This is a genomic window from Serratia oryzae, assembly GCF_001976145.1.
In the GTDB taxonomy this organism is placed as follows: Bacteria; Pseudomonadota; Gammaproteobacteria; order Enterobacterales; family Enterobacteriaceae; genus Chania; species Chania oryzae.
The window spans coordinates 202057-217459 of record NZ_MOXD01000003.1; the positions used below are offsets into that span (position 1 = coordinate 202057).

At 51.4% G+C, this 15403-nt stretch carries 13 protein-coding genes and 1 tRNA gene; 8 read left to right on the forward strand and 6 right to left on the reverse strand.

Translation table 11 applies throughout. The annotated features are described in order from the left end of the window. Positions 1-521: 521 nt before the first annotated feature. From BMI79_RS06915 to BMI79_RS06950, 8 genes are all read left to right on the forward strand, one after another. Positions 522-597, forward strand: a tRNA-Asn gene (locus BMI79_RS06915). Between the two features lie 1388 nt (positions 598-1985). Continuing rightward, on the forward strand, positions 1986-2531 hold the full coding sequence (locus BMI79_RS06920) for a fimbrial protein (RefSeq protein WP_076941407.1): 546 nt from the start codon (positions 1986-1988) through the stop codon (positions 2529-2531). Next, the gene (locus BMI79_RS06925) at positions 2497-3309 is read left to right on the forward strand and encodes a fimbrial biogenesis chaperone (RefSeq protein ID WP_095996100.1); all 813 of its coding nucleotides are present in this window, start codon (positions 2497-2499) and stop codon (positions 3307-3309) included. The genes BMI79_RS06920 and BMI79_RS06925 overlap by 35 nt, the downstream gene beginning before the upstream one ends. After that, entirely contained in the window at positions 3284-3844 is a 561-nt protein-coding gene (locus BMI79_RS06930; RefSeq protein ID WP_076941409.1) for a fimbrial protein, read from the forward strand. The genes BMI79_RS06925 and BMI79_RS06930 overlap by 26 nt, the downstream gene beginning before the upstream one ends. Before the next feature lie 10 nt (positions 3845-3854). Next, entirely contained in the window at positions 3855-4589 is a 735-nt protein-coding gene (locus tag BMI79_RS06935) for a fimbrial biogenesis chaperone (protein WP_076941687.1), read from the forward strand. Further along, on the forward strand, positions 4589-5377 hold the full coding sequence (locus tag BMI79_RS06940; protein WP_083704389.1) for a fimbrial biogenesis chaperone: 789 nt from the start codon (positions 4589-4591) through the stop codon (positions 5375-5377). The genes BMI79_RS06935 and BMI79_RS06940 overlap by 1 nt, the downstream gene beginning before the upstream one ends. Before the next feature lie 52 nt (positions 5378-5429). After that, positions 5430-8030: a fimbria/pilus outer membrane usher protein gene (locus tag BMI79_RS06945; RefSeq protein ID WP_083704390.1), complete on the forward strand. Its 2601-nt coding sequence runs from the start codon at positions 5430-5432 to the stop codon at positions 8028-8030. A 122-nt stretch (positions 8031-8152) separates the two neighbouring features. Beyond that, entirely contained in the window at positions 8153-9262 is a 1110-nt protein-coding gene (locus BMI79_RS06950) for a hypothetical protein (protein WP_244157315.1), read from the forward strand. 319 nt (positions 9263-9581) lie between these two features. On the opposite strand, the gene alkB is transcribed toward BMI79_RS06950, so the two are convergent. The 6 genes from alkB to citX form a co-directional block, all read right to left on the reverse strand. Then, positions 9582-10229, reverse strand: a complete 648-nt coding sequence (gene alkB, locus BMI79_RS06955; protein WP_076941410.1) for a DNA oxidative demethylase AlkB — start codon at positions 10227-10229, stop codon at positions 9582-9584. A gap of 91 nt (positions 10230-10320) precedes the next feature. Continuing rightward, positions 10321-11016, reverse strand: coding sequence for a 4'-phosphopantetheinyl transferase family protein (locus BMI79_RS06960; RefSeq protein WP_076941411.1), 696 nt, complete (start codon positions 11014-11016; stop codon positions 10321-10323). A 97-nt stretch (positions 11017-11113) separates the two neighbouring features. After that, on the reverse strand, positions 11114-12343 hold the full coding sequence (agp, locus tag BMI79_RS06965) for a bifunctional glucose-1-phosphatase/inositol phosphatase (RefSeq protein WP_076941412.1): 1230 nt from the start codon (positions 12341-12343) through the stop codon (positions 11114-11116). 143 nt (positions 12344-12486) lie between these two features. Next, positions 12487-13950 carry an anion permease gene (locus BMI79_RS06970; RefSeq protein ID WP_076941413.1) on the reverse strand — a complete coding sequence of 488 codons (1464 nt, stop codon included), beginning with the start codon at positions 13948-13950 and terminating at the stop codon, positions 12487-12489. Between the two features lie 31 nt (positions 13951-13981). Next, the gene (gene citG / locus BMI79_RS06975) at positions 13982-14875 is read right to left on the reverse strand and encodes a triphosphoribosyl-dephospho-CoA synthase CitG (protein ID WP_076941414.1); all 894 of its coding nucleotides are present in this window, start codon (positions 14873-14875) and stop codon (positions 13982-13984) included. Further along, complete coding sequence (citX, locus tag BMI79_RS06980) at positions 14856-15401, reverse strand: citrate lyase holo-[acyl-carrier protein] synthase (protein ID WP_076941415.1); 546 nt, start codon at positions 15399-15401, stop codon at positions 14856-14858. The genes citG and citX overlap by 20 nt, the downstream gene beginning before the upstream one ends. Positions 15402-15403: the final 2 nt, after the last annotated feature.

The window sequence follows — 15403 nt, forward strand, 5'->3', positions numbered from 1 at the left end:
AAACAGATCGCCCTAAGACAGCAGCCAAAGTAGACCATAGGCAGCTATTTATTTCACCTCCAGCCCTATTAATAGTGGTTTATTCCAGAAAAACTGGGGCATTACATATGATAAAATTCAGCCTAATCAAGGAGCCTATGAATGTCATGTGTGATAAAAAGAGAGTCAACTTCGCCAACGAATTGATTATATTTATCTTATTTTCATGCAGCTAATGATAAACGCGAAAAAAACCAAGATTAATCCCACGCAAAATTCTGAAATCATCTAAAGTAAGGATTCACCTCCTACTGACGTAATTCTCTTGCGTCCTGCTGCCAACACTTCCCGCTATTCCCCACCTTTTATGTATGAACGGCAGAAATCTACAGGCTTGCGCAAATAAAATCAGAGCACGGTATGAGGCTAACATGCTATAAAACAAGACGATTTGCTCATTACATCAGCAAACGAAATATTTACGCATTTTCATGCTTTACAAGGCCTATGGGCATCGCTATCATTCGCCCCGTTCACACGATTCCTCTGTAGTTCAGTCGGTAGAACGGCGGACTGTTAATCCGTATGTCACTGGTTCGAGTCCAGTCAGAGGAGCCAAATCTAGCGCCATGGACCTCTTGTTGAGTCCGTGGCGTTTTGGTTTCAATGGGTTAGCCATAAACAATGGTTATCACCTGTTCCATATAGTCTCATTGACATCCACGTCATCGGAGGCCTACTTGGGAATCTGTTCAGTTCGGTCTCCTTGAGGCACCATATGCCATTATCTTGCCGCCCTGTCACTTAACGCTAAGCTCAAAGATCGCACATAATTGCGCGATCAGCAGCACCCTCAGCTCCTAGCTAGCTCGAATAAACGAGAACGCTTCATCTCAGTCTTCCACTCAATTTCCCCCTATAGCGTTATGCCCTTGTCGTTCACCCTATCTTGCAACAAGTTGTGATACGTAGATGCTGGCAAGAGGCACAAAAATGGCGAATACACCCCGTTGATAAAGGCAATACACCACAATATGTCGCATCTCTGTAAAAAAATAGTTCAGCATCTCGCAAGGAAATAATGACAGGCAATATCATAGTTGTTAATTAACTCATATATTATATGCAAGTTTCAGAGATAATATGGCCACTTGGTGGTGATAACTAATAGCCTTATCTGATTTTTGCATTATTGCTCAAGCGACATACCTCTATTATCAGTTATTAATCGCTCAAAGAAATATATAAGGACTATGAAACTTTACCCACCAACCTTGCACAAAATAAAACTCAGCACCGCTTGTCATCAGAAATTTTTCGCCTTAATAACCTAAGGCGCAAGCAATAGGCATAAGTGCATATTTTTAATTCCATCAAAAATAAGAATTTTCAAATTAAAATTATGAAATCATAACATTGCACATAAGTGCATAACTCGTACAAATATTGTTAATTAACCTTAGTGAGATTTTTCACTTTTCCTTGCATTTCATTGACCATAATTTCATCTCATCCCTTCATCATTTTGACTTAAACAGCGTTCCCATATGCTTTAAACCCTCATTCCTTGATTATCTCATCACGCCAAACCAAAACAAAAAATCTTTAAAGCGTCTTTTTCCGATCTTTTTCGTTAAAAAAATCCTATTTTTAGACTAATTATCCAAAAAGCACCATTTATTCGATCTTTAAGCCCACGATGAATAAACAAAAGACAAATATAAAGATTTTTATTGCAAAAACAAGAAATAAATTAAAAATATCTTTTAAAAAAAAACACTAGAATCAATAATCACCTCGAACATTCAGGGAAAGAAATCGCTGTTTTTCGATGTGCGAAATTTGAATAATCTTACCAGTGATTGCAGTTATCACGCACAAGTAAGATGTTTCATCACCAAAGCACAACATCGAATAAGATGATTCTTAAACCTCGATATTCACCATTCTAAAACGTTAACCAGTCTGAAAAGGCGTATTCAATCTTTGTATAAAAGGAATAAATCATGCGTAAGTCGCTTCTCGCTTTGACCGTATCTCTATTTGCCGTTGTAGGTACTGCTCAGGCAGCTAATAACGCCGAAATCACCATTACGGGTAACGTGGTAAAAGTCACCTGTGATGTCAATTTGTCGAAAACAACGCTGGATTTAGGCAACTGGGCACCAGCCAGCTTTACTGCTGCCAGCACACCTGTTGCGGGTAGCACGAAGCAGTTCTCCGTGAGCCTAAGCAATTGTGCCGGTACACCAGCCACAGGTGAGAAAGCCAGCCTTGTCGTGGGTGGTCAAACTCTGGCAGGCCACAACACTATTTTCCAGGGGGCGACTGGCAGCAGTTCGAACGTGGGCGTGATGATAAGCCCGGTAACGGCTCCAGCAAGCTACATCGCTACCGGTGACAGCATCCTGGAAACACTCGCAACCACTCCGGCTCTGAACGATTTTGACGGGCAGCAAATCGTCCTGCAAGCGTCTTTGGCAGCCTCTTCAACACCAGCAGCTATTGGTAGCGTCAATGCTCCTGTACTGTTCAGCTTTGCCTATAACTGATTACCAAAACGTATCCAATGCAGGCCGAACCCGGCCTGCCTTTAAAGGTATGCCAGCCATGAGATTATGTTCCATTATATCGCTTGTTTCAGTAGCGCTGTCATCGATGTGCTCTCTGCCTGTTCAGGCGGATGGCTTCGGTATCAACGCCACAAGGCTGATTTATCCTGAAGGCGAGTCCAGCATCAGCACCACTTTACGTAACACCCTCAGCAATAACCCTTGGTTGGTGCGAGCAGTAGTCAGTTCGGCGCAAGACAAGCAGATTGCGGCACCTTTTCAGGTGATCCCGCCACTTTTTCGCTTAGAGCCCCAAAGTACCAATCAGGTACGTATTGCCCTGATACGTGATGAATTGCCTAAAGACCGTGAATCGGTGTTTTACTTTCATGCTACGGCAATCCCGGCCAGTAACAAAGCAGGGGATCTTAATCCGCAGAAAAGTATTAACGGTATGGTTCAATTCGGTGTTGGTAACATTATTAAGGTGTTCTATCGCCCTTCGGGATTATCTGTAACGCCAACTCAGGCGCAGAATAATCTGCAATTTAAAGCAACCGCGCACGGACTGGAGGTCAGCAACCCTTCCCCCTATTTTGTGAGCTTGGACAGCCTGACTGTGGCAGGAAAAAAACTACCGCTCTCTACGCCCGCTGCCAAGATGCTGGTTCCGTTTGGTAGCCATAGCTGGCCCACAGCTCAAATGAAGGGCAAAGTGGAATGGCAGACCATTAACGATTATGGAGGAACAGATGCGCACAGCACTATCCTCCCTTAAAAAATACCCGTGGGCAGTGTTGTTCCTTTGCCTCCAGGCGAGCTCCTCAGGTTATGCGTTACCCCTGCAATTTTCCGCCAACCTGGTGGACGCAACCTGCGCTCTTAGTCTGGATAAAAGCATCCTGTCTCTAGGAACGGTGGCGGTATCTCAATTACGCCCTGGAGCATTATTAGCGGCCAAACCCTTTGTTCTGTCAGTCGACAGCTGTACCAATGTGCCTGCTGCCGGGCTGATGCCAAAGATAAAAATTTCCGGGGATGGAATAGACAAAAGTAAATGGCTGTTCCGTAACAGCACAAGTGATGTCAGCACGGCCGGGATTGGGGTGGCGGTTTATCGCAGTGATACCCCACCGGCCTACAGCGCGTCTGAAATCAGAAATGGCCAAGTCATGTCTTTGGGGGCCCTCGGTTCCATCCCAACTGGGCAGCAGCTGCATTTTTATGCCGGGTTAAGTTGTGGAAATGTATGCACATCCCTTCAGGTGGGCAAAGTCGCTGCAACGGTGCTATTTGAATTTGTCTATGAGTAGTGTGTGTTATATGCGATTAGCTAAAGGCAAAGGATGTCTCAAACTGCCGACGGGCGGATTACTGTTGACCATGATGTTATCAATGCAGGCAACAGCCGGAGGGGTGAGCCTAGGGCAAACACGGATGGTCTTTCTGGCGCAGAACTTGGCCCAATCGCTGACCATCAAAAATACCAGCGCCCAGAATTACCTGATCCAAACGCGCGTGCAACGTGACAACGACAGCGCTACACCCGCTCCTTTTCTAGTAACGCCCCCTCTTTTCGTCCTCAAGGGCAATACGCAGCAAACGGTTCGCGTACTGTTTAACGGAGAACCTCTACCGCTGGACAGGGAGTCCCTTTTCATGCTGATGGTGACGGCCATCCCGGCGCAAAACCAGCAAGCCCCCCAAACCGCAGCCGAGTCCAGCCTGTCGATGGGATTTCGCTTTACGACAAAACTGTTTTATCGCCCTGAAGGGTTGAAACCACCCGTCGATGAGGCTCATTGTCGACTGGTTTTTAGTCCGCAGGCACATGGGGTAAAACTCAGCAATCCCACTCCCTATTACATGACGTTAGGCCGTTTGATTCTGGATGACAATAACATCCCCTTGGCAACAGAAGGGGCCATGCTGGCCCCCTATGAGCACCGCAATTACGCCAGTAGCACCCCGGTGGTGCAGGCACAATGGCAAACCATCACCGATTATGGTGGGCTCTCGCCGCAGTGTCAGGCTGAAATTCCCCGGAAGGAACCTTGATGAAACGCGTGATTTTATGTTTATGCCTAGTCGGAGGCTTGGCAACAGTATCCACAAGCACTCAGGCCCAACAGCCTTTGCCAGATGTATCCGCAAACCGCGCTAACAGCCCGCCGCCATCAGAAGGGATTTCGTTTAAAGTTCTGCGGGTTATCTATGCGGAAAACGCCCGTGAAAAGGGAACCTTAACTGTCGACAACAACACGGCTCATCCTTACCTGATGCAATCTTGGGTACGCCCAGTCGATATGCAGAGCGGTGGTGTAGATAGCAACTGGTCGGGTAAGCCCGAGATGCCCTTTATCATCACACCGCCCCTGGCACGCTTAGAGCCCCATGCCAGCCTTACCGTGCGCCTTCGTCGTACCTCTTCATCTCTGCCACAAGACAGGGAGTCGGTCTTCTTTATCTCATTGCGCGCATTGCCCGCGCAAGAAACTCCTCGGCGGAAAGACCAGATGGTGATGACGGTAGTGAGTAACCTGAAACTCTTTTACCGCCCTGCAGGGTTGGCAGAAAAAGCCATTCAGGATGCTGCACCGCAATTAACGTTTCGTCGCGAAGGCAACACACTCGTTGCCGTCAACCCGACCCCCTATTGGCTGACATTTTCCCGTTTGAAGGTAGGCAGCCTGGAGTTTGATAAACCCGCGTTACGCCTTATGGTCCCGCCGAAAGGTGAGCAGCGCTATCACTCGGCATCTGGCCCTCTTGAAGGGGCTGTAGCATGGACGCTGATTGATGAAGACGGCTGGAATACGGCTGAAACACAGCAAGCCTTGTTGTGATGTATTCCAAGTTGACCTGTAACAGTGATGAACGCTTGACGGAAAAACAAAGATGAAGAGATACCCTCTTGATGCGCTGATGATGAAAACGCTGGCCAGTTCGTTGCTTGCGGTACTGGTCGCTCCAGCGTGGAGCCGAGATTATTTTGACCCCGACCTGCTTTCTATAGGGAGTGGGCCGGTGACGACCGACCTGAGTGACTTTGAAACAGCAGGCCATATTCCGCCAGGAAAGTATTTGGTTACGGTCCATGTCAATCAGGTGGCTCAAGGGGAGTATTCCATTGTATTTACCCCCAACCGCCAGGGGCAGACTGAACCGGAGTTTACCCCTCTGCTGCTTGATGCGCTCGGGGTGAACACCGGTGGCTTGCCTCAATTTAAAGGACTGCCTGAAGGTAAACCGATTGATTCATTGCCAGCCCTGATCCCTGACGCATTTGCGCAGTTTAACCTTCAGGAATTACGTCTGGATCTGAGCATTCCACAAATTGCCATGAAACCGAATGCGGGGGGCACCGTCGAGCCAGCACTGTGGGATAACGGCGTCCCGGCGATGCTGCTGAATTACACCTTGAGTGGGGGGCGTAACTGGCAAGACAGCCAGATCGATAGCTCAAGCAATACACAGGACAACCTTTTTGCCAACCTGAGAGGGGGGATCAACTGGCAAAACTGGCGTCTACGCAGCAATGTTGTCTATACCTACAACAGAAGCCGTTTTAATGGCCAAGCCAGTCAACAGAACCACAATACCCACTTTTCAAACCTCTATCTGCAGACCGATATTCGAGCCTGGCGTTCCGAGTTAACCCTCGGTGAGAGCAGCACAGGTAATGATGTGTTTGACAGCATTCCTTTTCGGGGGGTAAGGCTGAACTCCAATGAGCAGATGCGGCCGTTGAACCAGCGTGGCTTTGCCCCGATGCTCACCGGCATTGCCAACAGCAATGCCCGCATCACGGTATCGCAAAATGGCAATGTGATTTATCAAACCTATGTAGCCCCCGGGGCATTCCGTATCAACGACCTGAACCAAACGGGGCTGGGCGGCGATTTAACCATGACCATTACCGAATCGGATGGCACCGTACGCACACAGACCATTGCCAGTTCTTCGCTACCGGTGATGCTTCGCCCTGATGTCGCACAGTATGAGCTTACCGCAGGCCGCTATGATGGCGGTGTTACCGTCACGTCACGCCAGGCTACCTTTGTTTCAGGCACATTGATTTATGGTTTACCGCACAATCTGACTTTGTATGGTGGAGGCCTGATATCAAGGGATTACTTCTCTGCGGTAAGTGGCGTGGGGCTATCCTTAGGCGTGCTGGGTGCCCTGTCTGCGGATGTCACGGCGTCCAGCGCACGCATCAACCCTGAAGGGCGAAAAAGCGGGAGCTCTTATCGTGTGCGTTATGCCAAAAACATGGTAACGACCGGTACTTCGGTTGACTTAACGGCCTACCGTTACTCAACGCGCAATTATTACAGTTTTGCTGACTTCAACACGACCGGTCATCAGCTATCGCCGGGTCAGGAGCCCTGGGCACTGCTGCGCCAACGTTCAGCATTCCAGATACGGATTAGCCAACAGATGGGGACGTATGGCTCGTTATATCTATCAGGGATGCGTAATGACTATTGGGGCAAAAATGAAATCAACAAGAGCCTTTCTGCTGGCTACAGCAACAGCGTCTGGGGGGTGAATTATGATGTGGCGTACAGCATCAGCCGTATTAAGGGAGACTCGGCCTGGCCGGAAAACCGGCAGGTCAGCCTGAACGTACAGGTTCCGCTGAGGCTGTTCGGGCCTGCGTCTGCGCTCAGTAATAGCTATGCAAACTACCAGATAAGTCACAATAACAACGGTGAAGTCCAACATCGGGTGGGGTTAAGCGGTTCAGGGCTGGACGACCGTCTGTCATGGAATGTAGGGCAAAGCCGTTCTTCACTCCCTAACAGTGATGCCAGCAGTACCGTGAGCCTGGGCTATCAGGGCAGCAAAGGGGCGGCCAATATGGGCTATAGCCACAGCAGTCATTACCGTTCACTGAACATGAATGGTAACGGTGCCTTGGTGGTACACCCGCAGGGGGTTACTTTGAGTCAGATGCTAGGTGACTCTCTGGCCGTGGTCAGCGCCCCGGGCGCACCTGGTGTAAAAGTGATGAACGGCAATGTCAGAACTGACAGCCGGGGTTATGCCGTTGTGCCGTACCTGGCCAATTATCAGAGCAACAGCATTGGCCTGGATCCCTCCACCCTACCGGACGATGTCGATCTGACTCAGTCAACGGTGGCAGTGCACCCCACCAAAGGGGCGGTTGTGATGGCCAAGTTTGCGCCACGTATCGGGTTGCAAGCATTGATGACCCTGAATTATGGCGACAAACCTCTACCATTTGGGACTATCGTCAGGGTAGAGAGGGAGGACGGAGAAACCCATACCGGGATTATGGGCGATGCTGGTCAAGTGTACCTGAGCGGGTTACCGGAGCAGGGAACACTCACGGCGAAATGGGGAGAGGCGCTCAGCCAGCAATGCCGCGCACGTTTTGATTTTAGTCGTGAAAAACCACAGGCGGCCAAGCCGGCGATACGTAATTTGGCAGTGAACTGCGATGCAATGGATACGCTAGCCAAGCGCTAGGCATGGCACAGGGCTGGAATACAATCACGGTATCAACGCACCATGCAGTTGGTGGAGTAGTCGTATTCTTTTAGTGGTCACTTGGTTTACGTCAAAATAAATATTAATTGAGAGTAACTACGATGAAGATTTTATGTAATAAACTTAGTATCCATACAAAAATTTTGAATTCTTTTTTTTGCTTTGGGTTAATAACCTCTTCTCAAGCAGAAACCATCACAATCGGTAAAGATCCTGGGATTGTATGGGAAGGGTTTTATTTTAATGAGACTCTTTCGGGACCATGGGGTTCGCAATCCATGAGCAATACTGCGATTATATCAATAAGCACAAAATCTATTTTCTGCATGCAGAGTAGTGAATTAGTCAACATTGCAGGTTATCTGGCTTTTCCTATTGCCCAGGGTGTGGGATTAGTTCCCAGAGCTTCAGGCAGCGCGTCTTTTTATCAGAACTCCCCCCCACCTAGCGGCCCAAGGCATTTATCTGCAACAATCGGGCTACCTGAAACAGTTGGAACAGTGTCCCCGACAAATACGCAAGTACAGTCAATACCAGGCTCAGCCTGGTGTCTACCTCCGAGTATGTCGGGAGATTACTTATTCTATGGTTTTGGATCCTCAAGAATTGTAGATTTATCAGGAAGTTGGGTATTGGTAGCGGACGGTTCACAAGCTACAGGCACTTATGATATACCTCCAATGTACCTTACTTCTCACTCTGGCTATCCAGCGAATAGCCTATCTACCAGAATACTTCCCAGTAATATTTCATTGCGGGTTTCGACACTAAAATGCACGGTCAATACACCAGTCAATATAAATTTCGGCACGGTAAGCCGAAGTGTATTGCCCTCGCAAGAACTAGCGATTGTAACCAATCCTATAAATGTTAACTGCAATCAAAACAGTGACCTGATCAGTGCTGATATCAATGTGCAATTTAGAGCCACAAGCGGGCTTTATAATGCCAACCCTAGCCAACTCAGCCTCAAGCAAGGCGGGGGATATATTACTGGAGAAATCAGTTCCAGTATTACAGGCAGTGGTGACTGTGCGCTTTCACAAGGACTGAGATTGGATAACACCCCCTATAAGCTAGGGGAGATCTCAAATACTGAAACATCTGTGGTAATCAATAAACAGATAACTTGGCGGCTATGTTCTGGAGGCGATAGTTTACCGACGGGTCCTGTAGATGCATCGACGGAAATGCTAATAACATTTAATTAGGGCTCTGTTATGCTAACAGAGCGAGAATCAGCAAAAGTGACATTGCTTTTATTTAAGCGGCGAGTAAAAAATTGTTCTGTAGGTTACGACTCATCGCTTTGTGGTGGTTGATAATATTGTGTGCGGGTCGCACATTCAGCGTTGTTCGAAGCCGCAATGGCGACTACTGCTGGCAGATTCTGGCAAGCGCCTGGTCATTCTCTCTTCGCGCGGTGATTATGGCTATCAACCGGGTGGAAGCATCGAGAATAGCAACCATGTGGAAGCCTCGGTCCGTACCGCTTTCGCCTATAAGTGCGGTGTTGCTAAAACACCGCCGTTATCGCGCCTTACGCAAAGTGATATTGATGCGGTGGGAGCCCACCAGCGAATGAAAACCCTCTTTCACCGGCATAATACCGTGGAAACACAGGCGCGACGGGCCGCCCCAGACCACCACATCGCCGTGCGCTAATGGAATGCGCTGCGTTCTGTCATTGCGCTGCAAACCACCGAACTGAAAAATGGCCGGTAACCCCAGTGATACCGAAACGATCGGCGCACTGAAATCATGCTCGTCCTTATCCTGATGCAGCGAAAGCTTGCTGCCCGGATCGTAACGGTTGATCAGGCAGGCATCCGGCACAAAATGGCCAAATCCTGCCCGTTGCGCAGCCTCGTCGGCCAGCGCCATCAGGATATCCGGGATAACCGGCCAGCGCCTGCCGCTACCGGGATCGCGCGCAGAATAGCGGTACCCCTGGCTGTCGCTGGTCCAACCATTGCCACACCAACTCATCGCCACCGACATGGTAAAACCGCCCGGCGTCGTCAAATGCCGCCATGGCACCTGCGCCACAACAGCATTGACCGCAGCCAGCAATTCCGGGCCATGATCACGCACAAAGCCATGCAGCACTACTGCCCCTGGCGCAATTTCTTCACACCAGGGGGGCGGTAAAGCTTCTTCAAACAGATCGAGCGTCATCATTAATACCTGTATAAATACACAGTTATTATTTTAACCACTCAGCGTCATTTGTCCAGCCCCTCCCCCTTAGCTCGATTAATGACTTGATTTAGCAATGAATCAATGTGGTTACGTTGTCACCTTGCAGTAAAAAATGCCCAGTAAACCGGCGGCCAGCATGACATTGTGGCGTCAGCGTTTTCAGCAGCTCCAGTTCAAAGGTTTGTTGCCGCATATCAAGTTGGGTGAAACGCGCATCAAGAAAATCAAAATAGCAGCGCACCTGCGGATAAAGCGCCTTGAACAAACTTTCTTTGGCGGAAAACACCAGCGTCAGCAGTTGCTCGAAGGCTTGTGGCTGTTGGCGTAACCATTCGTGTTCCTGCACGCTGACGATCCCGCTCCAGAGCTCTTCGGCTCGTTTGGCAGGCATCTGTGTTTCCACGTCGATGCCAACGCCGCCCACGCCGTTTTCATGGTGGACAGCGCACAGTGCCGTATCCACATTGTGGCTGATCGCCCCGGCAATACCCTGTGGCCACAGCGGGGCACGATCCCCGCCGCGTCGCAGCGTAAAGTCGTGGCACCCTAGTTTTGCCAGCGCCTGGCGCGCCAAATAGCGCCCGGCCAGATATTCTGCCCGGCGCTTTGCCACGGCGGCGTTTAAATGTTCAGGGAAGTCAAACCCGGCCAACGGGAACATATCATCGCAATAGGCAGCAACAGAAAAACGGCAGCGGGCGATCGGCCCTGGGTAATCGGCGATAGTTAAAAATTCAACGTGGGAGATAAAAGAAGAGAGCACGTGTCGTCCGCGGTAAGGGTACAGATAGCGCAGTTTAACCTTACGTTACGCTGGTACCAATAGTTTCCTCTCCCTGCAAAGGGAGAGGAAACCGTGGTTACAGTATCCCCTTCATGGCTGTTTCAAAATCACTCCAGGCACAGAACCCTTGCTGATCCACCGGGCAGCCTTCCAGCGCTAAAGTGACACGCTGCGGCGGGTTTTGCAGCGTCAGCGGTTGTGCGGTGCGTAGCTGTTCAGTCGACTGATAAACGTATTCAATCTTCAGCAGATCGCGATTACCCTTGGCGTCGTGCCAGCGTTGAAACACCAGTTTGCCGCCAATCGGCGTTTTCTCGTATTGGTGTGGCAATTGATAAGGCTTGAATTGCATGGCAGAAAGCAAAGAAGCAATGTTGGAATCATGCCCCACCAGCACGGTAAGCTTTGGTGAATCCGCTTTGCGTTCGCTGATCAACGCCGAATTAATGTAGGTCAGCAACGGTTTCGCCACGTTCTGCGCGACTATCGTCGAGGTAAAAAGCGAATCCTGGTAACCATCTTTCAGTTTGGCCAGTTGCTGCCATTGGTGCGGCGTCACGATCTTGCCCCAAGCCACCTCTTTCATCGGGAAGCCTTCGTAATATTGCAGCATAAAGGCATCCACCAGCGAGTTACCCACCTTCAATGGGCCGGAAACACCAGGTTCTTTTCCCGGCACTGCGCTCATTTTGTTCGGTTCGGTGGTCAGATCGCACTGCTTGTCAGTCTTACAGGCTGCAGAATCTTTGTAATCAATAATCTGCGCCAGTTGCTGGTAGGAAGCATCCAGCTTAAGTGAAGCCAACTCGGCATTCATCGCGCTCAACGCCTGCTGGTTAAACGCCTCGCTCTTATCGGTGATGATCGGGTTAAACGTTGGATCCATTTCCCCCATTTTGTCCTGATGGTGCACGCTGATATCACAACCGGGAAACGCACCGCTGGTAAAAAACTGGGCGGTCGCCACGGTGCGCTGCAGGCTGTTGGCATAGACATATACACTGCCGTCGGCCGGGCAGCCTTCTTGCGGCAACACCCCATTCTGCTTCAGCCAGGCATTGAAGTAATGCCCCATGTACACTTCCAGCACGCCGCCTTTGGTGGTCAGCAATCCGCCCGGAGTATCCCACTGTGGCCAGGCCTTCGGCGTTGATTGTGCCAATACGCTACCGTTATTCGCCAAGGGTGCCCGCAGGTTATGGCGGCTCATCACCAACACCTGTTGCAGTTGGTAATCCTGGGTTTCAGCGATCGCAGTTCCGCTACACAGCAAGGGTAAGCAAAGTAACAACGTAGATTTTTTCATCCGCAGAGGCTCCTGAAAAATGATTATTTTTAATAGGTTAACGCTCAACGAGCTATGATGGCGGGGTTAGGAATGAAAGTATGTGAGGAGTGTCACGGGGAGGGACTCCAACGGCGGCCACCTGACGATGGCCGCTGGTTGGTTTAATACCACAGGCTAAGGATCGGCCAGCCGATCAACAGCAGCGCTGAAATGTATACCACACCCAGGATCCCCCCCAAACGCCAATAGTCTTTGGATTTGACATAGCCGCAGCCATAGATGATCACCCCAGGCCCGGTAGCATACGGGGTCAGCACGCCCATGATGCCGATCGACAACACCAGCAGGATCGAAAGATGCTCCATCGGCACACCCGGCAGGCCTTTACCCACGGCCAGGATCACCGGCAGCATGGTGGCAGTATGCGCCGACAGGCTGGCAAACAGATAGTGGGCAAAGTAGAACACCAGCACCAGCGCAACCACCGTCATTTTCGGTGAGAAGCCATCCAAATGGGTGCTCATGGTAGTGGCAAACCAGTCGATAAACCCGGAGCGGGTCAGGCCGCTGGCCATCACCACCAATGTGGCCAGGTTGACCAGCGTGTTCCAGGCGCTGGAATACTTGGTGATATCTTTCCAGCTCACCACGTGCAGCGCCAGCATCAGCGAGACCGCCAGCAAACACACCGCAGTGGCATCCAGTATTTTGTCTGCAAATACCCACAGGCTAAGACTCAGCAGCACCAGGCCAATCAGGGTATATTCCTTACGGCTCAGCTTGCCCATTTCCCCCAGTGCCGTATTCGCCCAGCTCGCCACTTCGCTGCTGTGGGTGATGCCCGGTTTGTACAGGTAGTAGGAGATCAGCGGCGCGATAATCAGCAGCAACATGCCGACCGGCAGGAAGGCCAGGAACCATTGCATCCAACTGATGTTCACCCCGGCAATTTTGCTGACAAACTCAATGCCCAGCACGTTTGGCGCAGCACCAGTGACGAACATGGAGGAACTGATACTGGTCCCCACCACCATCATCCACATCAGATACCCACCAATACGGCGCGAGGAGGGATCGTTCGGGAATGAATCAAACAGCGGCGGCAGGTTTTTCACCACCGGGAATACCGTGCCGCCGGTACGCGCGGTGTTTGACGGCGTAAAGGGGGCCAGCAGGATGTCGATGATCACCACCGCATAACCCAGCGTCAGGGTACGTTTACCCATAAACTTCACCAGAAACAACGCGATGCGCCGCCCCAACCCGGTAGCCTCGTAACCTAAGGCAAAAATAAAGGCGCCAAATACCAGCCAGACGGTGGTGCTGGAGAAACCCGCCAGCCCCCATTTCAGCGCCTCTTTCCCTGCCTTGAAGGTCGGGTCGGCCAGTTCCTGGGCACCAAACAGCACCCAGTTGGAGCTAAGAACGCTCACGGTCATGGCAATAAAGCTGATCGCCGTAGCGGGGATCGGTTCCAGGATCATCCCGACAATCATCGCCACAAAGATGGCGAAGTAGCGCCAAGCCTGTGGCGGCATACCATCCGGGGTGGGGATCAATAGCAGAATGGCAAGCACCGCTAAGGGCACGATGGCTTTCCATATTTTCTCTTGCGTTTCGGACATGGACACTTCTCCTGAAGGTATTGTTATTTTTTTATGCATCGGCTTGCGGCAACTGCGCCAACAGCCAGGTGACAATCAACAGATCGGCGCTGCCGCCAGGGCTCAGGTTGCGGGCAATGCAAGCGGCATCAAACTGCCGCAAACGGGCAATGCCCTGTGGGGCGCCTGCACCACCGAGATTCAATAATTGACGGGAATAGTGTTGTAACCAGCGCAGCCCGGCGATGCCGCCCCGTGAGGCAACGTTGGTGTCGCCGTTGTGCGCCATCAGCCAGAGCAGGCTGTCCATCAGTGCGACCTGTTCACTGCAACCGCAGCCGATCCTTTGGCGAAACAGCGGTAAGGCACCCTGCACTACCGTTTGAAAACCCGACTCGGCCTCACCGCGCGCGCCAAGCAGACCGAGTTCGCTAAATAGCCGCTGCCCGGCGGTTTGCTGCCTGTTGTGCTGCTGCAGTTCACGCGCAACCAGCCCACAACAGATGGCGGCCACTTCGCTACACAGGCTTTCTGGCGTGATTTGCCGTTGTTGCTGGTGCAAGCGGCCAAAGGCGGCACACAGCAATCCCAGAGAAAACACGCTGCCTTTATGGGTGTTAACACCACCGGTTGCACGGAACATCTGCTGCTCACAGGCCATGCCGAGCGGGCGCAGACGGGCAAGCTGCTGCCGCGCAGGCAACCCTGCGTCGGCTATGCCCTGCAGGATGAAGCGCGGCAGCCAGACGCCAATCGCCCGTGCGCTGCGATAAAAGTGCCCCAGATTCATGTCGCGGTGTGCCCCGTTATTGTGGCGATCGACCAACCCCGGTTTGGGAGTGAGATTGACCTCCAGCAGCAGCGCACGATAGGCATTGCGGGCAAACCATTGAACCGCCGTTGGTGCCGCGCTCACTACGCGTGCCTTAGGATAAGAGCGCAGCATTCAGCCTCCTTTCCATTTCATCCAGCAGTTGTTCAGTGCTGTGGCTGCGCTGGCGGGCGCAGAGTTTGGCGGGCTCGGCACACAGCAGGCAACGGCGCTCGGGCTGGCCGATGTCGCGCCGCGACAAAATATGCCCTTGCGGAGCCAGTACATCGATATCCCACAAGCGGCCGATCGGTTGCTGAACCTCCAACTGCACTGCCGCTTCTTTCACCGTTTGGGCATCGGCCTGCAGCGCCAGATAACCTTCACAACCGGTCGGCAGCGCCAATGCCTCGGCTTGCAGACATAGCCAGCCCTGCTGATGAGACAGTTGCCGCAACGCCTGCCAACCCAGGTTGAAAATACGCCGCGTCAACGGGCTGTCTTTCACTGCACCCGGAGCCACCAAAGTAAACACTAAAAGTGTGGAGTGATGGCGCGCCAGCCACGCCTGTTGCCGAGCCTGCCGGCATTCACGGCTGGAAAGCAGTTCCGGCAAACTGACGGCGCGGCTGGTGGCCAATTCGGGGGCGATGCTCGACATAG